This window comes from Catellatospora sichuanensis, from assembly GCF_007483665.1.
GTDB classification, from domain to species: domain Bacteria; phylum Actinomycetota; class Actinomycetes; order Mycobacteriales; family Micromonosporaceae; genus Catellatospora; species Catellatospora sichuanensis.
The window spans coordinates 123,513-146,325 of sequence record NZ_VIQO01000032.1 but is presented as its reverse complement, the minus strand read 5'-3'; the positions used below and the strand labels follow the sequence as shown (position 1 = coordinate 146,325).

18 protein-coding genes are annotated in these 22,813 nt (G+C 68.7%); 8 read left to right on the top strand and 10 right to left on the bottom strand.

Translation table 11 applies throughout. The features are described from left to right. Nucleotides 1-211: 211 nt before the first annotated feature. Nucleotides 212-874: a hypothetical protein gene (locus tag FLL47_RS35760; RefSeq protein WP_144127084.1), complete on the bottom strand. Its 663-nt coding sequence runs from the start codon at nt 872-874 to the stop codon at nt 212-214. A 374-nt stretch (nt 875-1,248) separates the two neighbouring features. Here FLL47_RS35760 and FLL47_RS43315 point away from each other — a divergent pair, with 374 nt between their 5' ends. Beyond that, entirely contained in the window at nt 1,249-1,404 is a 156-nt protein-coding gene (locus FLL47_RS43315; RefSeq protein WP_186316111.1) for a hypothetical protein, read from the top strand. A 303-nt stretch (nt 1,405-1,707) separates the two neighbouring features. Beyond that, nucleotides 1,708-4,386 carry a COG1470 family protein gene (locus FLL47_RS35755; protein WP_144127083.1) on the top strand — a complete coding sequence of 893 codons (2,679 nt, stop codon included), beginning with the start codon at nt 1,708-1,710 and terminating at the stop codon, nt 4,384-4,386. Nucleotides 4,387-4,632: 246 nt separating this feature from the next. Here the strand turns inward: FLL47_RS35755 and FLL47_RS35750 are convergent, their stop codons facing one another. The 6 genes from FLL47_RS35750 to FLL47_RS35725 form a co-directional block, all read right to left on the bottom strand. After that, on the bottom strand, nt 4,633-5,184 hold the full coding sequence (locus FLL47_RS35750; protein ID WP_144127082.1) for a YdeI/OmpD-associated family protein: 552 nt from the start codon (nt 5,182-5,184) through the stop codon (nt 4,633-4,635). Then, nucleotides 5,163-5,507, bottom strand: a complete 345-nt coding sequence (locus FLL47_RS35745) for a hypothetical protein (protein ID WP_144127081.1) — start codon at nt 5,505-5,507, stop codon at nt 5,163-5,165. Before FLL47_RS35745 ends, FLL47_RS35750 begins: the two co-directional genes overlap by 22 nt. A 390-nt stretch (nt 5,508-5,897) precedes the next feature. Continuing rightward, entirely contained in the window at nt 5,898-7,160 is a 1,263-nt protein-coding gene (locus tag FLL47_RS35740; protein ID WP_186316110.1) for a DUF6357 family protein, read from the bottom strand. 94 nt (nt 7,161-7,254) lie between these two features. Beyond that, a complete protein-coding gene (locus FLL47_RS35735) occupies nt 7,255-7,908 on the bottom strand; it encodes a DUF6357 family protein (protein ID WP_144127080.1) in 654 nt (217 codons plus the stop codon). Between the two features lie 544 nt (nt 7,909-8,452). After that, on the bottom strand, nt 8,453-8,854 hold the full coding sequence (locus tag FLL47_RS35730; RefSeq protein ID WP_246159097.1) for a PRC-barrel domain containing protein: 402 nt from the start codon (nt 8,852-8,854) through the stop codon (nt 8,453-8,455). A gap of 91 nt (nt 8,855-8,945) precedes the next feature. Then, nucleotides 8,946-9,914 carry a tetratricopeptide repeat protein gene (locus FLL47_RS35725; RefSeq protein ID WP_144127079.1) on the bottom strand — a complete coding sequence of 323 codons (969 nt, stop codon included), beginning with the start codon at nt 9,912-9,914 and terminating at the stop codon, nt 8,946-8,948. Between the two features lie 73 nt (nt 9,915-9,987). Here FLL47_RS35725 and FLL47_RS35720 point away from each other — a divergent pair, with 73 nt between their 5' ends. Next, nucleotides 9,988-11,169, top strand: a complete 1,182-nt coding sequence (locus tag FLL47_RS35720; RefSeq protein ID WP_186316109.1) for a zinc ribbon domain-containing protein — start codon at nt 9,988-9,990, stop codon at nt 11,167-11,169. A 15-nt stretch (nt 11,170-11,184) separates the two neighbouring features. On the opposite strand, the gene FLL47_RS35715 is transcribed toward FLL47_RS35720, so the two are convergent. Continuing rightward, entirely contained in the window at nt 11,185-13,272 is a 2,088-nt protein-coding gene (locus FLL47_RS35715; RefSeq protein ID WP_144127077.1) for a DUF6892 domain-containing protein, read from the bottom strand. A gap of 413 nt (nt 13,273-13,685) precedes the next feature. Between FLL47_RS35715 and FLL47_RS35710 the strand changes: the two genes are divergently transcribed. Continuing rightward, nucleotides 13,686-14,396 carry a DUF6333 family protein gene (locus tag FLL47_RS35710; protein WP_144127076.1) on the top strand — a complete coding sequence of 237 codons (711 nt, stop codon included), beginning with the start codon at nt 13,686-13,688 and terminating at the stop codon, nt 14,394-14,396. 836 nt (nt 14,397-15,232) lie between these two features. On the opposite strand, the gene FLL47_RS43310 is transcribed toward FLL47_RS35710, so the two are convergent. Further along, complete coding sequence (locus tag FLL47_RS43310) at nt 15,233-15,505, bottom strand: hypothetical protein (protein ID WP_186316108.1); 273 nt, start codon at nt 15,503-15,505, stop codon at nt 15,233-15,235. A gap of 667 nt (nt 15,506-16,172) precedes the next feature. Between FLL47_RS43310 and FLL47_RS35695 the strand changes: the two genes are divergently transcribed. Beyond that, nucleotides 16,173-16,901 (top strand): class I SAM-dependent methyltransferase, encoded by a 729-nt coding sequence (locus FLL47_RS35695; RefSeq protein ID WP_144127074.1) that lies wholly within the window; start codon nt 16,173-16,175, stop codon nt 16,899-16,901. A gap of 199 nt (nt 16,902-17,100) precedes the next feature. Here FLL47_RS35695 and FLL47_RS35690 read toward each other — a convergent pair whose 3' ends face one another. Then, nucleotides 17,101-20,133, bottom strand: a complete 3,033-nt coding sequence (locus tag FLL47_RS35690; RefSeq protein ID WP_144127073.1) for a 3-keto-alpha-glucoside-1,2-lyase-like domain-containing protein — start codon at nt 20,131-20,133, stop codon at nt 17,101-17,103. A gap of 479 nt (nt 20,134-20,612) precedes the next feature. Here FLL47_RS35690 and FLL47_RS35685 point away from each other — a divergent pair, with 479 nt between their 5' ends. From FLL47_RS35685 to FLL47_RS35675, 3 genes are all read left to right on the top strand, one after another. Next, nucleotides 20,613-20,966 carry a cupin domain-containing protein gene (locus tag FLL47_RS35685; protein ID WP_144127072.1) on the top strand — a complete coding sequence of 118 codons (354 nt, stop codon included), beginning with the start codon at nt 20,613-20,615 and terminating at the stop codon, nt 20,964-20,966. After that, entirely contained in the window at nt 20,950-21,729 is a 780-nt protein-coding gene (locus FLL47_RS35680; protein WP_144127071.1) for a cupin domain-containing protein, read from the top strand. The genes FLL47_RS35685 and FLL47_RS35680 overlap by 17 nt, the downstream gene beginning before the upstream one ends. Nucleotides 21,730-21,893: 164 nt before the next feature. Next, nucleotides 21,894-22,781: an ABC transporter permease gene (locus FLL47_RS35675; RefSeq protein WP_246159086.1), complete on the top strand. Its 888-nt coding sequence runs from the start codon at nt 21,894-21,896 to the stop codon at nt 22,779-22,781. The last annotated feature ends 32 nt before the right edge of the window (nt 22,782-22,813 follow it).

Below are 22,813 nucleotides of genomic sequence, written 5' to 3'. Positions count from 1 at the left end.
CCCGCCTCAACCGGTGCAGGCTTTAGCTGCCCTTTCGTGGAAGCCCTCCTCGCCGAGGTCCACAATGTGATCAACATTTCGGCCGACCGACACCTCGCCTTGATCCAAGCCGCGCAGGTCATCGGCCTTGAATCTCACCTCAGCAACAGCAACGGGCGGGGATGCGCGACAGCGCACCCCCGCTCCTCGTAACCGAGATCGGCCTGGAGTTCTACTTCCCTGTGCCGTCGGGCAGGCCGTCGCCGGCCATCAGCCCGTCGATCCCGGTGGTGTTGAGGTAGACGTGCTGGTGGCCGTTGCCGGCATCGACGTTGATCTGATCGAGCTGCGTCGCGGCCACCGACCACGCCGCGACCGCCAGTTCACGCTGCCGGGTTGCCGCAGCCAGCATCGGCTGACGCGACGACTCGGGCAGCGTGTGTGCCGCCGTCAGCGTGTCCACCGCGGCGGCCAGTTGCTCGACCGCATTGCGCAGCGCGCCCCGGGCGACATTGGTCGCGGTCATCCCCGACACGGTCGTGGCATACCATGCGACCTCGGCGCCGACGGCCTGCTTCCACTGCGCCAGCTGACCGTCACCGACCTTGCCCGGGTCGGCGAGCCCTTCGACGATCGGCGTGATCACCCCAGCGGTGGCCCGCGCACGCGTGGTCAGCTCGCCGATCTGCGTCTTGTCACGGCCAGCCTCCTGCGCACGCAGCTGCTCCACGGCGGAGTCGGCGGTGTCCGGGCCTGCGGTCTGCGTGCCGATCAACACCCCGACCAGCACCGCCACTGTCAGACCGGCGAGGATGCGCAGCACCTGCCCGGCCGGACGGGACGGCGGCGAACCGGTGGGCCTGGTGTAGGACGGTCTACCGGTCTTACGCGACATCGGACGCTCCTTGGCGAAGGCAGGACAGGTCACCGATCGCCGCCGCACGATCATCCGCAACGACGGTACGACGTCGATCGGTCACCGTCCATAGCCACGCGACCACCCGGGCGGACGGATCACCGCCCATGATGCTGACGGCCCGCCTGTCGCGGGCCACCAGATATCCTGCCGCCGATCACGGACGCGAACTCGCCACTCATACGGGTCCGCCGGCGCCTCGACCGGCCGCCACTGCCCGATCTCGATGAACGGGAGCTCTCGCCGTTGATCGAGGCAACGCCACCGCGAACGGCACTTTGATCATGCCGAGTCGGTCGAGTCGGTGTCCCAGGAGCGCATCATGCTCATCGACGCCGGCCAGTACATGGAAGATGGTCACCGTCGACCCGCAGGTGGTCATTCTCGGCGGCGGCCTCCCCCGCTCCTCGGACCTGCTGCTCAGCTACCGGCGCCACGAGCTGCAGCGGCTCTGCCTGCGCGCGCCGGAGATCCGCTCGGCGCCGACTCGGTCGCCCTCGGCGCGCTGAAACTGTCCCTCAACGAGGTCGACAGCAGGCTGTTCAGCGCCGGGCCGTCCGCCCGGTCGCCCCGCGCCGCCAGCAGGCCGGCGCGGCCCGAAAAGCGACTCAGTTTCAGCTGTCCAAATTGTCCGTCGTGACCTGGACAATCTGCGACGGGAACGGCGTCGGAGTCTATATCCTGCTGCCAGGTGTGACCTCGACAGATCCCATCCCGCGCCCTCTGCCGGCACGTTCGTGCTGCCCAGGTGACGCGAGCTCGGTGAACCCACCCCACCACACGCCGTCACCCGTTGTGCTGGAGGATTCGTCTTGACCGACAACCCGGCCCCGTCCAGGGGTCCCAAGCCACGCCGCAGCCGCCTACGCGTTCGCGTGCTGGCCGCCGTGTCCGCCGCCGTCATGCTCGCCGGGCTCGTCCCGGCGGCCCCGGCCCAGGCCGCCCCCGATCCGTACCCGTTCCCCCTGCCGAACTTCAGCCACCCGGACAGCCCGCATTCGCCGCTGTTCCACGACCGCGGCGACACGCTGATCCCGCTGCTGGTGGTCTACGCGACGTTCAACGACCTGACCACGAACGTCACCGAGAACGACATCCGCGACCGCTACTTCCCGATCTTCCAGTTCGGCACGGTCGCCGACTACTTCATCTCGCACGACCTCGGCATCCTCGTCCCCGCCGTCGAGTCGTTCGGCACCGCGGACAACGGCGTCGTCGTCGTCGACCTCGGTGCGTCCGGCCCCGGCATCGCGCAGGACGCCACGCAGCGCCGCCGCCGCATGATGGACCTCGCAGACCCGTTCGTCGACTTCGCCCGTTACGACACCGACAAGGACGGGTCGGTCGAGGACACCGAACTCGCCGTGGCCACGATCTTCACCTCGGGCCCGGCCAACGAGAACTGCGGGCAGACCCTGGGGGTCGCCGCCGGTGCCAAGCTCGACGGCAAGACCATCGCGTTTCGGACCGCCGACAGCGCGACCGGCACCAACGAGATCACGATCGCGCACGAGCTCATGCACCAGATCTACGACCTGTACGACCACTACGGCTACGGCGTGGGCAGCTGGGACATCGCGGGGCCGACCTGCGATGGGCCGGACCTGTGGTTCGAGCCGAACCTGTTCACGAAGCTGCACCTGGGCGGGCAGAAACCAGCCGTCATCACCAGGGACGGCTATCGCACCCCTTCCGACCTGTCCATCGCCACCACCTACCTGATCTACGACTACGAGCGCGGCACCGACGACTACTTCCTCGTCGAGACCCGCAACCCCCGGCCGGGCACCTACGACGAGGACGTGCCCGACAGTGGCGTGGTCATCTTCCGCGTCGACGAGCGCAACGTACGCAGCCCACAGGAGACCGTCCGCGGCGTCGAGCTGATGCGTCCCGACGGCACCCGCTCGCCGGGCTGCATCGACGAGGACGTCGACGGCCGGACCGACGAGGACCCGGTGGACACCATGGACAACGACGGCGACGGCCGCACCGACGAGGACGCGCCCGAGAACCCCGTCACCTGCGACGGCGGCAACGACACCGACGCGTGGGACCCGACCGACAACCGCACCCCGCAGCGGACCATGGACCGGCCCTGGGCTGACGGCACCCCGGCCAAGGTCGCGGTGCGGGCCATCGGCCGCCCGTTCTTCGCCGACACCGCCAGCAACGTCTACTACAACCAGGTCTACTTCGACGTGCGCGGCCCCGGCATCCTCGTCGACCCTGCCGACGCGCAGGGCAACGCCCCGCGCCCGTCGCTCGCGCTGGGCAGCACCACCGATCTGACCTACACCGTCCGCAACACCGGCGAGACGACCGACACGTTCGACTTCACCGAGCTGGTGTCCTCCACCTGGACGGCCACGACGCAGCGGCTGACCCTGGCCGCGCAGCAGCAGGCGACCGTCACGATCCGGGTCACCGTGCCCGCCGACGAGCGGGTCGGGCAGCACAGCCTTTTCGCCCGGGGGCGCAGCACCACCGACAGCGACGTGCTCACCGACTACCAGTTTTTGGCCGACGTCGTCCGGCGGCCGCTGTCGCTGAGCTACACCGGTGCCACGGCCGTGGACTACTCGGACGCGGCGGCCCTGTCGGCCGTCGTCCGGGACGGCATCACCAACGAGCCGGTGGCGGGCAAGCAGGTCATCTTCACCGTCGCCGGGCAGGAGCTGACGGCCACCAGCGGCGCCGACGGCGTCGCCACCGCCAGCTGGCCCGCCGACCAGGCGCCGGGCTCGTACCCGGTGCAGGTGCGCGCGCCGCAGAGCGGACCGCACGAGGCAGCCTCGGTCGGCGCGACATTGACCGTCGAACCCGAGAACGTCACCGTCGCGGTCGCCGGCAGCCTCAACCAGCCGGCCGGGACCGGGCAGCTGACCCTCCAGGCGACCCAGGAGGCCGACGGCCGGCCTGGCGATCTCGTCAAACTCGCGGCGCGGGTCACCCTGACCCCGACGCTGACGAGTGCGACCAAGACGTACGACGCGACGTTCGACGCGGCCGGCCGCGCCACCGTGACCCTCGACGCTCCCGCCGACCTGTGGCGCGCCCGTATCGAGGTGCGCGGTGACTACTTCACCGGCCCGGCGGCCGACGCCGAACTCGTGCTGTTCGACCCCGACGGCAGCGTGCAGGGCACCGGGCGCGGCGACGACCAGGACGGCGGTCGGGTGCGGATCACCTCGTCACTGAGCTACCAGGGCAACTCGCCGCGCGGCTCGCTGCGCTTCGACGAGGACTCGCGCACGTTCACCGCGGACACGGTGCGGTGGCTGGTCGTCGCCGGCGACCGGGCCGTCTTCGAGGCCACCGGGCGGTTCGGCGGCGCTCCCGCCGTGCTGCGCGGCACCGCCCTCGACACGGGTAGCCCGGGCCGCGACGGTGACGCGTTCTCGGTGCGCATCACGGCGGCCGCGGGCGGCGCGCTGCTGTACGAGTCGGGCCAGGTCGAGCTCGACAACGGCAATCTGACCGTCGGGTAGTCGCAACACCGAAGGGGCGTCCTCGACCTGAGGGCGCCCCTTCCGCTGTCACCGGTCAGGCCGGCGCACGGACCGCAGCCGGGCCAATCACCTGACCGATCTCGAGCCTGAACTGAACCGGCTGCGATCTGTCCATCCCGACGACGCCATCGGTGCCCTCTACCAGGGCAACGTCTCCAACCGCTGCTCAACCATCCGGCCAGGGTCGCCGCCCTCTGCCGGGTTGCGTGCTGCGGAGCTGCCCCATCAGCGGTAGAACAGGTGACCCGCGCGCAGCTGCTCGATGAGCTTGGCCTTGGTCTCGACTCGCTTGGCCTGATGGAAACGGCTGATGTAGGCATAGCGGTTCGCGCTGTTCATCGCCTCGATCGCGTGCAGCGCCTGCGGATCGGCCGCAATCTCGGCCGGCACCTGTGCGGTGGCGGGGCCGTGGTAAGCGGCCTCCCATCGGCCGTCGGCCTTGGCCCGATCGATCTGCTCCTGACCGGCGGGGCGCATCCGCCCGCTTTCGATCAGTGCCAGAGCCTTCGCCGTGTTGATCTTCGACCAGATGCTGCGTTTCCGGCGCGGCGTATACCGCTGCTGGTAGAAGTCGTCATCGATGCGCTTGGCCTGTCCGTCGATCCAGCCGAAGCAGAGGCTGCTTTCCACGGCTTCGGCATACGTAAGCGAAGTGACGCCGCTGCCCTTCTTGGCAAACTTGATCAGGATGCCGGGAGAGGTCGCGTGTTCCTGCTCCAGCCAGCGCTCAAACTCCTGCTGCGAAGCAAAGCTCCTCAGCTCCAGGTCATCAGCCACGGCACCATTCTGCCTCCCCCGACCGACATCGGGTCTCGTGTCCCACACGCGAACACCGCTTCAGGCTGCACCTGAGCAGGACCTTGTACCTCGATCATCGCGCGGAGGTCATGGGCGGCACTGGCCGTGGAGGCACCGAGGCCGGCGCACAGGATGATGATGCCGGGCACGACGTAGTTGATGTAGGCGTGGCCGGTGTTGATGGCCCTTCCGAACACGCACACGAACAGCAGGATCAGCACGACGGGCAGGATCACCGCCATGAACAGGGCGTCTGGGTTGCGGGCGGACAGCCGCAAGCTGCACCCAACCATGGTCGCCATGTCGTCGAGGGCCCCAGCGCCGCTCGGCGGCGCGGGTGGGTGGTGCCGAGGCGCTCATACAGTGATCTCCGTGGCTCTGGCCGGGTGTGCGGTCAGGGACCGGAAGACGTCGTCGGGTAGACGGTAGAGGCCGGTGAACCGCAGCCGAGCCGTATGCATCACCGCGGCATGGTCGGCGGACTCTTGCACGCGCACCGCAGTCATGCGGGTCCGAATGCGCCGCTGTGCTCCGGTGGTGACGGCTGGCACCGGACAGCTGGTGACGTGGGACGCGCACCGTAGCGTGCCGGCACTGGATGCGGTCAGCGGCACACCACGAGCGCCGACGGTCCTGTCCCGGAAGTCTCAAGATCACCGACCGAACGGTGCGGGCGCGGGTTCCCGCTGGGACTACCGGGCGTCGCGCCGACGACGCGCGAGCTCGAACTCGGCGACATCCGACATCCAGGGACCGTACTGTTCGAGTGCGGCGCAGCCGCCGCGGACGAAGGCGCTCACCAGGTTCCGGTACCCGCCGATCCCATCGACCAGGCTGTACTCGACCCGGTACTCCGAATCCGACCCGGCTTCCCCCTCCCGCGCCGTCGTGATCCGGGCAATGGAGTCCGCGTAGAAGTGCAGCTGGATCCCCTCGCCCATCTCCTCGTCCTCGATGGTGAACACTTCGTTGTCCCCAGCAGAGCGATCGCCGACGAACTCCCAGAACTCGGCGGAGGCAGAGCGAGGACCGTCCCGTAGCCACTTCTTCTCGCCGCCCTTGTCATCGGTGAACGACAGGGCCGTCTTTCTCGCACTCTCACCGAGGTCGGCGTGGTCGTCGGCAGCCTCATCGTCGTCTTCCACCGGTGTGCTCCTGGAGCGGTCCGCAGCCTCCGAGCACATCAGGAAGCTCACCGTACGCACTGCGTCATCGACGAGTTCGGGGTATGCGCGGCGCACGGCTGCGTCGACCGTCGTCGCCATCCGATCCCAGTCGCGCTTGTCCGTGGCCCGGTTTCCCCGCCGCGGATCGAGGCCGATCCGCATCCCGGCGCACGCCTGCTCCGCGGTGGCGATCACAAGCATGACCTGGGGCAGCAGCGCGGGGTCGACGGCATCGGGCATCCGCCTCGGCACCGTCGCGCCATGCAGATACTGGCCCGTGTACCTCAGAATCTCAGCGTCGAGCAACCCGAGGACTGTTCCGCGCTCGGCGCGACGGCGGTTCGCGTGATACTCCTGAGCACGTTTCTCGTTCGACCCCTCCGTCGCCGCGCGCATCGCCGCGCAGACCTGACCGCGTTCAAGTAGATCGATGTCGGCACCGTGGGCAACCAGCCGGCTCCTGTCCCACCCGATACGCTGGAAGAGCGCGTCGACGTCCGCGGGCAAGGAGAGCAGGACCGGGTCCAGGAGCGCGACGGCAGCGTCCTCGTCGAGCCGGCCCCGGGTTCCGGCGGCGTCGCACAGCGGAAGGACCGCACTCCACAGCAGCAGGTGTCTGGCCAGGTCCTCCCGGATCACCGCAAGATGGGCGGCCCCGATCGGGAACGTGAACATGCGAGGCTCGTGGTTGGCGTCGGCCCCGGCGGCGAGCATCAGCTTCAGCTCGCCGCCCTCGCGGATCACGTTCGGGATCCAGCCGCTCCGGCGCGTGAAAACGATGTCTCTCACAGGTCAGGCTTCCCCAGAACGGCACCGGCTGGACATGGTCGCCGCGAAACCGCGGCGGTCATCACGGAGATGTCGCAGCCCCCGCACCATCTGTTCACGACCACCGTGCACATTCGACGTCGAGGCGTGGGTCGGTGCGCACCCAGACTTCGCCCCCGGCGGCCTTGGCCGGGGCGTCGACTCGGTCGAGACCGAGGAATTCGATCAGCTGGAGCAGTTCGGCTCGTTCGGCTCGGTCATCGTCGGCATCATGCGAGTCGAAGAAGACGTAGTACTGGTCACTCGGGTCCACCATGCCCGAATCTGCCCAGATCCGAGCGACTTCTTCGATCGCCGCCGCCTCCGTCGTGATCGTGGCCGCGCGGGCGGCGCCGCGGGTCTCCGGTGACGCGTCGAGGTCGGCGAGGTCGGCGAACCACTGGCCGAAGCGGTCGAGGCCGGCATATCCGTTCTCGAAGAACAGCATCGCGCTAGGAAGGTAGCGATTGACCCTGTCGACCTGGAGGTATTCCGTCCGGGGCTGGTCCGCACCTTTGATCCGGGAGATCACACCTACACGGGGCATGAGCACCAGACTCTGTCCCGCCGGTTCATCCTTGACGGCGTAGGTGTCAGACTCTCGATCCCGGAAGAATGCGGAGAACGCTACGTAGGCCTCCTGCGGGTCGCCCACGGATACCTGCTGGTCGTTGCCATCACCGACAGCGAAGACAAACTGTTTCGGTCCGGGGTTGTAGGGGCGGGCCATGTGCGTCCTTCGTTCACGTGTGATAGCTCCACCAGTGTAGTGGATCAGAGCGGACATGCCCGCGGCCCTGATCATAGGCGCGCTGTGCGCGCCCCGAACCGTGACGAGTATCTGTCCCGAAGGGCGGTGCCTGGCCACGACCGCGAACGGCCGGACCGGCAGCAGCCGTACCTGCAGCGGCCGCTACGACCGCGGCTCGCCCATCCGCTCGATGCGACCGGCTGGCCGAGCGGTTCTGATCGGCGGTTTCGCTCAGTGACCTCCGCACATGCGGTGATCTCCAGCGGCGAGGCGGCGGTTGCGCCGGGAACTCTTCTTTGACTCATCGACTTGTGCCAGCAGGCCTGCTCGAACACGCGCATCCGAACGTCGCGAACGGCTGACGTCGGTCCGGAGCGCCACCGCGCAATCCCGCCGACGCCTACCTGTCCGAGGTCGCCCCGGCGCCGCCGGCAGGTGAGCGAAATACAGTACGGAGCTGCCGGGCAAACGGAAGCCGCGGGCGGCCAGGCGTTGTGCCTGCCGCCACCCGCGGCCGCTTCGATCAGATCTGCCAGAACTGGCCGTAGTACGAGCCCAGCGAGTCAAGGTAGGCACCGTCCCGGTGCCGGTCGGCCTCATACTCGGGCGCGTCCTTGACCTGATCTTTGGTGCAGGTGATGTAGACGCGCTCGTCGTCGAGGTCGATGGTCTTGATGACACCGGCCGGAAGCACCACCTTGCTGCCGAAGATCCACGGGCCCGTGTCGACCACGAGGATCCGCGAGCCGGCTTCACCAGCCTGCTCGTCGATCTTGCCGATCGAGCCGTCGGTGGCCTCCACCCGGAAACCGGACAGGTCCCTCTCGCCGCCCTCGACGACGGGTTTGTAGTCCAGGGTCTCGTGGTAGTTCCATGGATCCCAAGGCGTGGGGTTCATCAGCGTCACGACGGTCTCCTTACTCATGGTCACGTACGCCGTCCCTATACCCACTGGCGGTGCTGACAGTCCTCGAGTAGCTCCAGTCATAAACGGCGAGAACACGCAGACCCCATGGCTATCCAGGGCCCGGTCCAGCACTCGTCGCCCTCGCCGCAGGCCCGGTGGCGCGGACCAGCCGGTCGCGCACTCGCTCCGCATCGGGATGGCCGAGGTCGTCGAAGATGCGCAGGGCCCGCTGCCAGGTCCGCAGAGCGCCTGCTCGGTCGCCCAACGACCATCGGCTGTCACCGAGCCGGTGCAAGGTGTCCGCTTCGTCGTAGCGGTCACCGATCTGCATGATAAGGACAAGGGCCCGGTGGTAGCACGAGACCGCCCGCCGGTAGCGGCCGAGACGGTCGTGGATGAAGCCGAGGCTGTCCCAGGTGTTCGCCTCGCCGTGCCGGTCGTCGGTCTGGCGCAACAGCACCAGCGCCCGCCGGCAGTGGTCGAGCGCCGGCCCGTACTGGCCGAGTTGGGCATGCGCCCACCCCACCCCATTGTGTGCGCCGGCCTCTCCGGACAGGTGACCGGCGACCCGGTACAGATCCAGGCCTTGGTGCGCGTGGTACAGGGAATCAGCATGACGGCCGAGCCGGTCCAGCAGCGCGCCGAACGCCCGGTGGGTCCGTGCCTGCCCGGTGTGGTCACCGAGTTCGCCGAAGAGCTTCAGCGCCGCGCGGTAGTGGCCCTCCGCCTCCTCCCGTTCGCCGACTCGGGAAAGCGCACGGGCGAGATCGCGATGAGCGCTCGCCTGCCCGGGCCGCTCGCCCACCTGCTGCGCCGCGGCGAGGGCGGATCGCTGAGCGGCGACCAGGCCCGGCCAGTGGCCCTGGCGTTGCAGGAAGTCCACCAGGGTCCGTGCCAGCCGCCAGGCGTGCCCCTCGAACTGCGCGCGTTCGGCGTGGGCGACCCCAGCCAGCAGCACGCGGTACTCGGCGGTGAACCAGGCCAGCGCGTGGCTGTGATCGGTGATCTCCTCGGGTGCCACCCCGGGTGGGGCGTCGGCCAGGCTGATCGGATCCCAGCCAGGGTTAACACTGTCCATTGTGTTTGCTAAGCGTGCCTAATTTTCTCTACCATTGTACTGTGGCTCTGTTGCGTCTGGCTGTTGCGACGGAGTGGCCGGGCACCGGGTACGCGTCGACCTGCCCCACCGCATCACCGTCACCCCCGCCGAACCAACCGGGCACCGGCTGGCGCTCGGCCTGGACTGGGGCGTCAACACCCTGCTCACCGGCACGATCGGCCGCCTGACCGAGCACGGCCGGGTCGTCACCGACGGGCGGGCGCTGCGCTACGACGCCACGCCGATCTCGGCCAAGCTTCACCGGCTGCGCGGCCACCGCGAACACCTGGCCGCCAGACGCGACCGCTACACGGCGTTGCTGTCGGGGCTGCCCGCCACCGACCCCCGCACCGCAAAGCTGCAGGCCCTGCTGGCCCGCACCAGCGGCGAGCACGACCGGGTCTGCGCCCGCATCCGCCACCTGAACAAGACCCTGGCCTGGTCGGCGGCCCGGTGGGCGGTCGATCAGGCAACCGCTGTGCAGGCGACAGTCGTCTACGTGGAGGATCTGGCCACGCTGCAAGCCCGCGGCAGGCGCAAAGGCAACGCCCGCCTGTCCGGTCAGGTCCGCGGCACCATCGTCGACGCGATCGTGCACCTGGCCGCCAAGGCCGGGCTTGCGGTCGTGACCGTCCCCGCCCGCAGCACCAGCAGGCACTGCCCCCGGTGCGGCACCGGGCGCACCGAACTCGCCCACGTCATGGCCCCCGACCGGACACACCAGCGGGGCTGGAAGTGGGCGACCTGCCCCCGCTGCGGCCTGTCGGCCGACCGCGACCACGCCGCCGCCAAGCGGATCACCGCCCGCGGACTCCTCGCACAGGCCAACGTCCGCACCGACCGCAAGACCGGCAGACACACCACCACCGCCGTGGTCGAAGGCAACGTCGCCACCGTACGACGCACCGCCCCTCGCCCAGTAACACAGCGCACGGCCGCCGCCAGGGTCGCCAAGACCGGCCCGACCCCGAAACGACCGTCCGCGTCGAAGCTTTCCCACCGTGTGCCCGACCGGCGCACGGCCCCCGCCCCACCCACAGGTGGCCAGCGTCCGGCGGGGCAGGAACCCAAGAACCACCACCAGCAGGTGGTGGCATCAGGTCCTGCACACGATCTCCTGAAACCACAGCACCACCGGACCGGCTTCCACCACGTCCGTGCCACCCCCGTGATCCCCCTCAGCGGAGACTTCGGACCCGGCACGACACGGCCACGCCCCGCCCGGAACGTCTGAATCACTCAGACAAGCTCAGGGAATCAGAGACGCTGTCCCTGCCTGCGCGACCCAGCCGGCGACGAGCGCCAGCCCAGAGTCGCGGTGCCTGGCCACGAACCCGAACGGCCGGTCCAGCAGCAGTTGCACCTGCAGCGGGCGCTTCAACGGTGCGCCTATGTACCCGATCCCTGTCGCGGTCACCGCGACTGCCTCGAACCCTTCCGCGGTGAACGACGCGGTCAGGTGCTGCGCTGCCGCTTCGACGCCCAACAGGGCGTCACTCAGGCCCGGCAGATGCTCCCCGCTCAGGTCCGACACCGTGCGCAGCCCGAACAGGCCGGCGTGTTCGAGCAGGTTGTGTGACGACCGCACGGTGAACCGGGGCAGGCTCACCACCAGCCCAGGGCTGTCGTCGTACGCCCAGCCGAGGTCCACCGACACGCCCGGCGCCGTGTCGCCCAACGCGAGCTGCGAGCCGCGTCGTGCCGGCACTGCCGATCGGCTGTCGAGTCCGGCGGCGAGGACCGCGGTGGCGGGGGCGTCGGGCAGGCCGATGGCCAGGTCGACGTCGAAGCCGTCGGCGCCCTCTACGGTCACGACGGTGACCTGTCCGGCCGGGGTGTCGTACACGGCCAGCAGATCACGGTCGGCGGTGCTGCGGTGCAGGCCCCACAGGCGCTGCCCGGCCCAGGGCCCGTCCTCGGCGATCAGCGTCCCGTCGTTGAACGGGTGGACCCAGCCGGTCCGGGCCACCAGCGCCGACGCCAGCATCAACTTTATCGATGGATCGATCTCGACGGGCATCCGGTCGAGCAAGCCGTCGGTCTGCCTGCGCACCCAGGTGTCGAGCACCCTCTGGTTGTTGAGCACCTTGACGGTCCCGGTGGGCAGGCTGTCTCGCCACTGAGCTTTCAAATCCAGTCCTGGGCGGGCCCAGACGCCGATCGCGGCTCGCACACCGTCCGTCGATTGCAGCAGCGCGACCAGCGCCGCCGCTGTGGTCGCAGCGTCGTCGGCAGGCACCCCCATCGCCGCCGTCAACTCGTCGCGACCCGGACCGTCGGCGGCCGGGGCCAGGTAGGCCAGCAGCGGCCACACCCCGACCCCGGACACGACCGTCGAGGCGTCGGAGCCGAGCGTGTCCACCCAACGCCGGGTCAGCGCGTTCGCGCCCGCCACCGCTTTGTCGATCACGGCGACACCGTACGACTTGACGGCAGCGAGCGCCGCTCTCCGCTTCGCTGCTTCCTCGTACTCGCTGACCTTGATTCCCCGCGCCCGCAGCTGCGCGATCTGATGCTCCGGCAGCACGGCAAGCGGGGTGAGGTCCAGCTCGCGCAGGTTGCGCAGCGCCTCCACGCCCGCCAGCGACCGGATGTAGAACTCGTCGGACTCGCCGTCCCACTGATGCCACACCATGTGCGCCGTGTCGTACCCGCCCCCCGCGAACCAGCCGAGAATGTCGACGGTGTCGAGCGCCGCCTGGGGTATCACGACCGCCATCAGCCGGGCCAGGTTGCCCTCGTCGAACTCGAACTCGTCGAAGAAGTACATCGGCGGCAGCTCGACCGAGCCCTGCAATCTGTCGAGGACTGCCAGCTTCAGGATCGGGTCGCCGAACGGCGCCGCAGCCTCGACCGGGTCAGGCAGGAAGTTGTCCACCTGGACTCCGCGCGCGGCCAGCGCCGCGAGCACCTCGTGGCCCGCAGGGAGTAGCCCAGCCGCACAGCCGATGCGCACCCGCTTGAGCTGATCGCAGGCCAGCAGCGGAGTCAAGTCCGCGTCCGGCGGCACACCGACCCACAGCAGCTCCAGCGCAGGCAGCGCGGCGAGCGGTCCGAGATCACCGACCTCGGACTCGCGCAGGTACAGGTTGCTCACCCCCGGAAAGCCCTCGATGCCGGCCAGCGACCGGATCGTGCCGTCGGCGCCGTCCGGCAGCGCGCCCCACAGATCCGACTCATCGGTCCAGCAGGCCCCATCCGCGTCCGCCGACACCTCCAACGCGAGCACCTCGGCATACCGGGCCTTGAGCTCCTCGACCGAACGCTCGCGAATCTCGCAGGCCGCGTCGTTGAGGTAGTCGGACTCAAGCAGGGCCAGGCGCAGGCAGGGATCCACGCAGGCAACCTACCCGACGATGACCATAAAACGGGGTGGTGCCCCACCCAGCGCCGACGGGCCACGTCGAAGACGCGTCCTGCAAGCCCTTGGACAGGTCGCGTAGGACACCAGCTGGGCACACCGTCATGGAGTGTGTTCTAAGCAGATACCTCTTCAACGCGAGACGTGCTCGGGCAACAGTGTCACAATCCGATGTCCGCCTGTCCACCCCGCCACGGCGAATGTGCGTAGCGGGCCCAAGCCTCGTCCAGGTCGTCGGGGGTGACGGGTCTTTGCGGGCTCAGCCGGCCGACACCTGCCGAAACAGGCGCTGCAGCGGATGGCCGAAACGCGGCTCACGGCCGGTCGAACCACCGAGCTCAGGGAAGCGTTCACATGACGCCTGGCGATCCATATTAGAGTCTTGAACCGTGTCCGAAGACCGAGTGACCGTGCGCGACAGCCGTACCGAGTTGACGATCGTGTTTCCGCCGTTCCCTCCGGCCGGTGAGACCGTCGTGGTCTCCATGCTGCCGCCGCACGACCCGGCGCACGCCCGGCGAGTGGTGGAGAGCCTCAGCACCGTCGCGGCTGTGGTGAGCGAGCAGGGCGAGCTCCCCCGGCGGGACGTGCTCGCGCCGCAGACCCGGGCCGACCTTGACATCGTCGCGGTCGGCTGCTGGGGCGGCGTCGTGCATGTCATCGAGCCGGCCTTGGCCACCGACGCCATCCATTGCGCGCTGGAGGACGAGGTGCGGCATCAGGCCAAGCTGCACCCGCAGGCCAGGTTGACCGGCTCCGTGTTCCTGGACATGGTCGCCGACTGGTCACAGTACGTGCTCACCGCCCCGGGTACCGACGTGGTGACCGTCGAGGGATGGGACGGCATGGAGGTGGACGGTGACCTGGCGACGCTGCTGACCGCCATCGGGGCCGATCTTCAGGCCCACCTGCCGGAGGGCGTCGACCTCGACGACCCGGACACGCTCGACGACTTTGCGCTTTCCGACCTGGCGTCGCTGGTGCGCGGCGGCCTGAAGCTCGGCTACCCGCACGACCAGGACCTCATCGTGTCCGTCTTCCAGGTACGCCGCCCGGAAAGGATTGCCAGCGAGATGACCGAGGTATGGATCCGGGACTGACTCCGCCCGGCTTTCCAGCGAGATCGGCCCACCGGTAACGCCTGCGAGCATCGCCACTGCCCCACCAAAGCCCTACCCAACACAGCTACGACTGGTGGCAGGCGCGGCTGAGCCAGCGGCTGGCCAACAGGCTCGGCGAGAGCCTGACGGCCGAGGGAGCGGACGTAAAGGCGCGGTCATCGGCGAGCGGTGGCGCAGAGGTCCACGGTTGATGCTCCAGCCGACGTTCGGCCGTATCCCGTGCGTTCACGTTTCAGCGCAAGATGGGCGAGCCGCGCCGGCATCCGGATCTGCCGCGAACAGAGCGGGGGTGAGTCGCTGCCTAGCCCGCACGGTCGTCGCTGTTCGTACACGGACTCGAGTTAGCGGTGCAGGCGGCTGCGTCTGTGAACATGACCTGAGCCCTGTCCTGGTGGCGGGGTCACGACGGTGACCAGCGATTACTGTTTCCGGCGGGCCGCCGTCGTTGGGTGGCATGGTGATCGCGGGTTGATGTTCACGAAAGTGTGTCAGATTCCGGGGTTCGTCTTGCCGACCCCGGCGGTGCCCGACAGCACCACGCTCGTCGCGGCCGGCTCGCCTGAGCCGCCTGTCCCACCGGTGGTGGCGTCGTCGAGCTTGGGCGAGCAGCGCCGTGCGGCCGACGAAGGCGGTCAGGGCCGGTGGCAGCTGCTGCGGCACGGGAGCACCTGCCGTCATGCCGTTCGTCTGAGCCCGCGCGGCACCGGCTCCGGCATGCCCGCCGGCCGGATTGGTTCGACGTCGACCTTCCTCAACGTGGTCCCGCGCGGTGGCCAACATCCCTTGCTCAACGCTGGTAGCCCCGAGCAGCCGGATCAGGATGTCGAACCGCTCGGTGGGGGCAGGACGTTTCCCGCGAAGTACTCCCCGATGATTCCGTGCGACCAGCCTGTCTTCGCTGCCAGCTGCCGGTAGGTCAATAGGTTGCCGCCATGCTGGCGCGCGTGGCGGTGCCGCAGCTTGCGCAGAGGCAGGGCCAGGTCCTGCACCGTCTGCACGTCGCGATCCACCGCGAGCGCGGAACGGGAGGCCTCGGGTGTCTGGTGGAACGCATGCCGCACACCGGGACGCACCGGTTGGTCGTACATTCTGCCTCCCCCTGCTGGCCCACCCGGCAGCCCCATGTGCTGACACCGCGAGTAGTTCAGCCTTTCGTCATCGCTGGAACATCGCCGAAGTCCGAAAGTCCATACCGGACGCGCATCGCATGGCCGGACCTGCCGCAGGCCCCCATTGGCCGAGGTCCCGTCCACTGCGTCGTTTGTGGATCACGAGGGCAATGTTGGACAAGCTCGTACCGCGGCCGGTAGCGATCCACCGTGCCAGTGCGGTGGCCTACGCGACAAAGCGCAGGTGTCCAACGACGTCCAACATCCCCATTGGACAGTCGTTCCATCGATGACAGTAACCGTCTGAGCGGATGTCGCACGGGCTCCGCCACAGGTTGGGAGAACATGCGCCAGTCACGCAGCCCGGGAATTCTGGCCGTACAACGACGTGTCCCCGGCCGGCTCGGTCAGCGTCCACCCGCTCTTGCGTTCCAGCGACGACAGCAGCCCTCTCACGTAAGCGAACGCCCGCAGCCGTGACTCATTCCGCGCGAACCGGCCACCGAGCCCGCCAAGGAAGTCCTCCAGACCAGCCGCCCAAAACTCAACTGTCTCCACCGTTGCCGCGCAGGGACAACGAGTCAATCCGTGCGGGCGGCGCGATCAGGCTGGCAGCGCTAGGCTGACCCGGCCGGAAGGAGGCCGGATGAACCGCGACATCCGCGACGTCGAGGACGTGTTGAAACTGCTGGACGGGCTGCTCGCGCCCGGTGCCGACCGGTGGACGCCCGACGGCGCCGCCGACTGGTGGGACGGCTTCTACGCAGACCGGGACCGGCCCGTGCCGTTCTTCGCCGATAAACCCGATGAGAACCTGGTGTCGTACCTCGACCGAGGGTTGGTCACCCCCGGCCGGGCCCTGGACCTCGGCTGCGGCCCCGGCCGCAACGCGCTGCACCTGGCCGCCGCGGGCTTTCAGGTCGATGCCGTCGACCTGTCCCCCGCCGCGATCTCCTGGGCCGGCGATCGGGCCGCCGCGGCCGGACTCGACATCGCGTTCCACTGCGGCGACGCGTTCGCCGAGACGGCCCCGTCCGGGCCGTACGACCTGATCTACGACTCGGGCTGCTTCCACCACCTGCCACCGCACCGGCGCGTCAGCTATCGCGCACTGCTTGCCCGGGCACTGGCCCCCGGCGGCCACTTCGGGCTCAGCTGCTTCGCCGCCGGGGCGATGGGCTCCGAACTGCCCGACGCCGAGCTCTACCGGCACGGCGGGCTGCAGGGCGGCGTCGCATACACCCCGGAGGCACTGCGCTGGATCTTCGCCGACCTGACCGAGGTCGAGCTCCGCCGCATGCGCGACGAGCCCGCCGACTCGCCCCGGTTCGGCGAGCAGTTCCTGTGGACCGCCCTGTTCCGCCACGACGGCTGACTCCAGGACGCCCGGCGGTCCCGCGGACAGCGGCGTACGCACGCCCGCTTACCGTACGAAGCAGGTCCTGCGCTAAGCGGTGGCGAGGCTGGTCCTCAACTCAGAAACCCGCTAAAGGGGGATTCACCCGATCCGGTACGACGGGGCTGAGCACTTTGGTGCCGCCGCACGGAGACCGGCGGCGACACCAGAGTGTGCGTCAACTCAGCGGTTCGATCCAGATGTTGCGGAAGCGGGGGTTCGCGCCTGGGTCGCCGTGGTCCTGCAGACCGATGGAGCCAGGCGTCGGCCCTTCGGGCTGGCCGTTCCCGGTGGGGCCGTTGATGGCGACGTTGTTGTGTACGACCACGCCGTTCCACACCACGGTGACCCTGGCATCTTCGAGTTTCGTGCCTGTCGTATTGAACCGCGCGGCGCGGAACGTAATGTCGAACGTCTGCCAGGTGTTGGGCGCGGTGGCCATGTTCCGGTCAGGGGCACGCTTGAGGTAGATGGCACCAGCCTCGTTGTTCGCCAAGGTGGTGTCACCGTAGGAATCCAGCACCTGGATCTCGTAGCGTTCCTGAAGGTAGAACCCGCTGTTGCCGCGGGCCTGTCCGGTGACCTCCGGCGGGTAGGCGGGTTCCAGCCACTCGCCATGCAGCTTGAAATCGCCGAATTTCCCTCTGGTACGGATGTTTCCGCCCAGCGATTCCATGGATCCTCCTGCCACCGGCCAGGCCGCCGGGCTGCCGTCCGCGTTCTCCCACGCCGCCAGACCGGTGCCGTCGAACAGTGAGATGCGAGCCGCCGGAGTGACGGCCACGTGGTCGAGATTGCTGCCGTTGGCGCCCGTCGTGGTCGCACGGATCTTGACCTGCCCGGCCGGCAGCGTCGTGGTCAGCAAGGCGGTTCGCCAGGTGCTCCACGCGCCTGTCGGCGGGAACGAAAACGCCGGACTGACAGTCGTGCCGTTGACCGCGATGGCCAGCGGCCGGTCGACGGTCTTGCCGTTGGCGTAGCGGAATGCCAGCGAGTGGGCTCCGGCAGTCGGCACGTTGACTGTCCATTCGACATAACCTCCGGTGTTGGCCGTATCGGCGAAGTCGGCGTAACCGGATCCGCTGTACCCGGAGTGTTCGGACCCCACGTTCGCGCCGCTGAGTGCCGCCTGCTCGGCCTCATAGGTGCCACCGGGCAGCGCGTTGAGGGTGTACCAGGCCTCCGTGCTCCACAGGGACTGCCCGGAAGCCGAACTGAACGGCCGCGGCGAGTGCACATGCACCACCCGACCGGCTTCCAGGCCGTTGATGCGCAACGTGACTCTCCTGCCGTCGGCCGAAGGGATAGCCGACGTGACGCTCAGCGTTTCCAGATCGACCTTCGGCCCGCCATAGGCCGAAGTCGGGGTGTAACGCCATTGCTGGACGGCGTACCGCGACGTCAGGGAGCTCAGCGTGGCGGCCGACAACGGCTGGGTGTATTCGAGTTCGAAGCCGCCGGCTACCGCCCGCATGGCCAGGATGTCGAAGGCGTTGTTGCTGCCGGGGGTCAGCTTTTGCAGCCCGAAGCGGAGCTTGCCCTGCTGGCGCCAGTTGCTGCTGGCGCGTTCGTCGCCGATGCCGCCCGCGTAGATCGCGCCGTCGGGGCCTAGGGTGATCCGGCTGATGCCGGCCTCCAGTCCCTGGGTGAAGCGGAAGACCGCGCCCTGATACTCGCCGTTGACCTTCTCCAGGTACCCGCGCTGGATACCGCCGTAGGTGACATCACCGAACAGCATCTGCCCGGCGAACAGGCCCTGGGTGAGCATGATCGGGGTGCTCGGCGAGTTTGCGATCTCGTTGTGCGGCAGCCATAGCACCGGCTGCGTGACGGCGTTCGAGTCGAACGGACCGGCCGGATCGTTGTAGTGGTTGAAGAACCGGCCCGGCTTGAGCTGCACCAGCTTGTTGGCCGACAGCCAGTCGCCCTGGTTGTCGGTGACGAAGATGCCGCCTTCGGGACCCCACCCCATGCCGTTCGGAGTACGCAGTCCGCTCGCCGTGTATTCGACCTGACCGGTTGCCTTGTTCACTTTGATCGCGGTGCCGCGGTTGGCGGCGAGCTGCGGTTTGGTGCTGCGCCCGCCGGGAGTGATCTGAACCGACAGGTTGAGGTAGAAGAATCCGTCCTTGTACAGCAGGCCGAACGCGAACTCGTGGTAGGTTCCGCCGAACGGCCAGGTCGCCACGGTTCGCTTGTTGTCGATGATGTCATCGCCGTTGGTGTCGTTCAGCTCGACCAGCCGGGACCGCTCCGAGACGTACAGCTTGCCGTCCACGTACTTGATTCCCATCGGGTCCTGCATCCCGGAGGCGATCCTCTTCACCGTCACCTGCGAGGCAGAGGTGGTGCCGGTGACGTTGCCCAGCAGGTAGACCTCGCCGAGCGGCTGGGTGGTGCCGTAGTCGCCGCCCCAGGTGGTGATGGCCAACCGGTTGTCGGGCAGCCAGTCCATGCCGGTGACTTTCGGCTGGAACCCGCTGGGACGCAGATCGGTCAGCGTGTAGTTGGGGTGCACCGCGTTCAGCGGCAGCCCGTCGCCCGGGGTGTCGGCGCCCTCGACGCATTCCTTGGTCCCCGGCGCGGTTACCCGGGTGACTCCGGATTCGGTGCTCAGCGCCGTGGTCGGCACGAGGACGAACTGCGCGGAGCCCGGTGGCTGCCACTCCAGTTTGAGGGCCTGCCCACCCGTATTGTCGAAATGTTCGATGCGCAGCTTGTGATAGCCGGCAGACAGGTCGACGGAGCCGTCTTTCGGCGACGCGCCGTGCACGCCGTCGTGGCTGATGACTGTCGTGAAGGTGCTGTTGGAGTCGTCGTTGTCGACGACCGTGCTCTTGTCGACGCGCAGGCGGGAGCCGTCGTCGCTGGTGAGCCGGAAGGCGTACGAGCCGGCGGTGGTGATGTTGATGTTCGCGATGACCTGGGTGAGGAATCTGTCGGCGATGCCGAAGTCGGCCTGGGTCGACCAGTTGACCGCCGGCATCAGCTTGTCGAAGTTGGGAGTCTGCCCGGGTTTGAGCGTGCACAGCCCGATTAGATCTGTTGCGAGGCTGTAGGTGCGCAACGTGACTCCGGGATCCTGCGCTGGGATCGCGGCGTGTGCGGACCCAGGCACAGACACGGACAACAGCAGCAGACTCAGCCCCAGAGCGAGGACTGAGGCCCGGTGGCGACGGCGGGCGACTTGCGGGACGGTGGGAGAACTCATGGCGATCCTTCTCGCGATCGCACCCGGGCAGCAGCGCGCGCGCAGGCCAGGATGACGGGTGGATCAGGCGGGTTGCCTGACGCGGATGGGACGTGCGCCGCCACGTCGTCTTCTCAATGACCTCACCGCTATCGCTTCGTGAAACACCTCCGGGGGTCCAGACGGAGACGATCGGCGAGCAGCGTGAGCCGTCGAGCGGCCGAGGCGGCCTGACGCCGGCGCGGGATCGGGGCAGGCGACGCGGGGGCCTCGGACACGTCGTGCACGATCACGCCGGTGGCGCTGCGGTGGGTTCGGATGGCCGCCAGACGCCGGTGGCTCCGCGCGGCATCGGCGAGAGTGGTCATCGCGCTGGCCTCCTCGGAGATTCCATCGATATGTTGACGTTCATCTACGCGGGACATTAGCGTCTAGCCACCGTTGGGAAAACCCTTTCCCGATTTTTGCCTCAGGCGCAACCGACGATGAGGAGCCGCGGGATGACAACCCCGGAACCGGCCAGCAGCGCCACGATCGTGCTGAGCGAGATCGCCCCCAGGCAGTGCTCCTGCGGCACGACCCGGCGGGCGTTCGTGCGGGAGTCCGGCGGCGCGGTGAGCGTCCACCTGCTGCAGGTCGACCGGGCGGTCACTCACCACCACCGGATCGCGACCGAGGTGTACGTGATCCTCGACGGTGTCGGCGAGGTGGAGCTTGATGGCGTACGCCATCCGGCGAAGCCGATGTCGGCGTTCCTGATCCCGCCCGGCACCCGGCACCGGGCGCTGGGTGACCTGCGGGCCCTGGTGGTCTGCCTGCCCGCTGCGGACGATGCCGATGAATACTTCGACTGAGCCGGGCTCCCCGGCCGGCATCGTGCCGCTGCCCGGCGGCGTGGGCGTCTCGCAGCTGCGGGTGTACGACACCACCGCGCCCGACGGCCTGGTGGGCGGCACGCCGCACCTGCATCTGTGCTGCACCGAGGGTTACGTGGTGCAGGCCGGCGCCGGCGCGGTCCAGACGCTGACGATGAGCGGCTTCAAACAGACGCCGTTGCGGCCCGGCGCGGTGGCCTGGTTCACCCCGGGCACCATCCATCGCCTGGTCAACCACGGCGGCCTGGAGATCACGGTGTTGATGCAGAACAGCGGGCTGCCGGAGGCCGGCGACGCGGTGCTGACGTTTCCACCCTCGGTGCTGGCCGACCCGGAGCGGTACGCCGCGGCCGCCACCCTGCCCGGCGGCGGCGCTCCGGACGACGCCCCGCCGGCCGATGGCACGCCCAGCGCGACGTTGGCCGCCGCGTACGCCCGGCGCGATCTCGCGGTGCTCGGGTTCGAGCAGTTACGGGCGGCGGCCGACGCCGGCGACCTCGGGCCGCTGCACGACTTCCACCAAGCGGCCGCTCGCCTGGTGGCGCCGCACCTACCCCGCTGGCGGGAGCGGTTCGCCGCCGGCGCGTTGCGGGCGGCGCGGGACACCGCCGCCCAGCTGGACGCGCTGGCCGCCGGACGGTCCGATCACCTGGCCGACGCCACGGTGCATGGCTTCGCCGCGCCCGGCGAGCAGGGCCGGCACGGCATGTGCGGGCTGCTGAACACCTACCCGGTCCGGTAGCGGGTCCGGCTGTTCCGCGATCCTGCAAACATTTCATGTAAATATATAAAGATCCGTCCGGACAGCCCTTGCCTGACGGACGACATCCTCTCTAGTGTCCGTTCATCGGAAAGCGCTTCCCTGCAATCGCCAGGCAACTTTCCGTCCGTCCAGGAGGAGCCCCCGTGCACCATGGATCAGCAAGTGGATCAACCGTTGGCAGCGCGGCGGCGCGCGCAGCCGGTCAACCCACGCTGGCCCAGCGAACTCCCGTCCAGCCGCTGACGCGGCTGGTCCGGTTCGGCGATGCGCTGTGGCGGCCCGCACTGCTGCTGGGCATCGTGTTCGCGGGGTGGTGGGCGCTGTCGGAGAGCGGCACCGTCCCGCACTACCTGGTGCCGACCCCGGCGCAGGTGTGGCAGACGATGGTCGAGAAACGAGCATTCCTCTGGCTGAACACCTACGTCACGCTCTACGAGACCGTCATCGGCTTCGTGCTGGCCGTGCTGTTGGGCCTGCTCACCGCCGTCCTGATCGCCTACTCGCGCACCATGGAGCGGGCGCTCTACCCGATAGTGCTGTTCGCTCAGGTCATTCCCAAGATCGCCATCGCTCCGCTGCTGATCGTCTGGTTCGGCTTCGGTCTGGCCCCGAAGATCATTCTCGCGGTGCTGATCGCGTTCTTCCCGGTGGTCATCTCCGGGGTCGCCGGGCTTCGGTCCACCGACCCCGAGCTGGTGGACCTGTCCAAGACCATGGGCGCGAGCCCGTGGCAGACCTTTCAGAAGATCAGATTCCCCAATGCCCTGCCGCACCTGATGGCCGGGGTGAAGGTGGCCGTCACCCTCGCGGTGGTGGGCGCCGTGGTCGGCGAGTTCGTCGGCGCGAACGAAGGCCTGGGATACGTGCTCCTGCTTGCCAACGGCAACCTCGACTCGGCCCTGCTGTTCGCCGACCTGTTCCTGATGTCACTGATCGGCATCGTGCTGTTCGCGATCGTCGAGGTGACCGAGGCAGCACTCATCCCGTGGCACGCCAGCAGGCGGTCCGGGGTTCCGCTCACCACATCCTGACGGGGATTAGCCTCCCGTCGCCGCGCTAGGAG

What these genes read in the sequence shown, in the direction of transcription:
- FLL47_RS35730 (WP_246159097.1), bottom strand. Translation starts at nt 8,854, where the DNA reads ATGAGTAAGGAGACCGTCGTGACGCTGATGAACCCCACGCCTTGGGAT.
- FLL47_RS35680 (WP_144127071.1), top strand. Translation starts at nt 20,950, where the DNA reads ATGAATACTTCGACTGAGCCGGGCTCCCCGGCCGGCATCGTGCCGCTG.
- FLL47_RS43315 (WP_186316111.1), top strand. Translation starts at nt 1,249, where the DNA reads ATGGTCACCGTCGACCCGCAGGTGGTCATTCTCGGCGGCGGCCTCCCC.
- FLL47_RS35745 (WP_144127081.1), bottom strand. Translation starts at nt 5,507, where the DNA reads ATGGCGACCATGGTTGGGTGCAGCTTGCGGCTGTCCGCCCGCAACCCA.
- FLL47_RS35725 (WP_144127079.1), bottom strand. Translation starts at nt 9,914, where the DNA reads ATGGACAGTGTTAACCCTGGCTGGGATCCGATCAGCCTGGCCGACGCC.
- FLL47_RS35695 (WP_144127074.1), top strand. Translation starts at nt 16,173, where the DNA reads ATGAACCGCGACATCCGCGACGTCGAGGACGTGTTGAAACTGCTGGAC.
- FLL47_RS35685 (WP_144127072.1), top strand. Translation starts at nt 20,613, where the DNA reads ATGACAACCCCGGAACCGGCCAGCAGCGCCACGATCGTGCTGAGCGAG.
- FLL47_RS35760 (WP_144127084.1), bottom strand. Translation starts at nt 874, where the DNA reads ATGTCGCGTAAGACCGGTAGACCGTCCTACACCAGGCCCACCGGTTCG.
- FLL47_RS35735 (WP_144127080.1), bottom strand. Translation starts at nt 7,908, where the DNA reads ATGGCCCGCCCCTACAACCCCGGACCGAAACAGTTTGTCTTCGCTGTC.
- FLL47_RS35690 (WP_144127073.1), bottom strand. Translation starts at nt 20,133, where the DNA reads ATGAGTTCTCCCACCGTCCCGCAAGTCGCCCGCCGTCGCCACCGGGCC.
- FLL47_RS43310 (WP_186316108.1), bottom strand. Translation starts at nt 15,505, where the DNA reads ATGTACGACCAACCGGTGCGTCCCGGTGTGCGGCATGCGTTCCACCAG.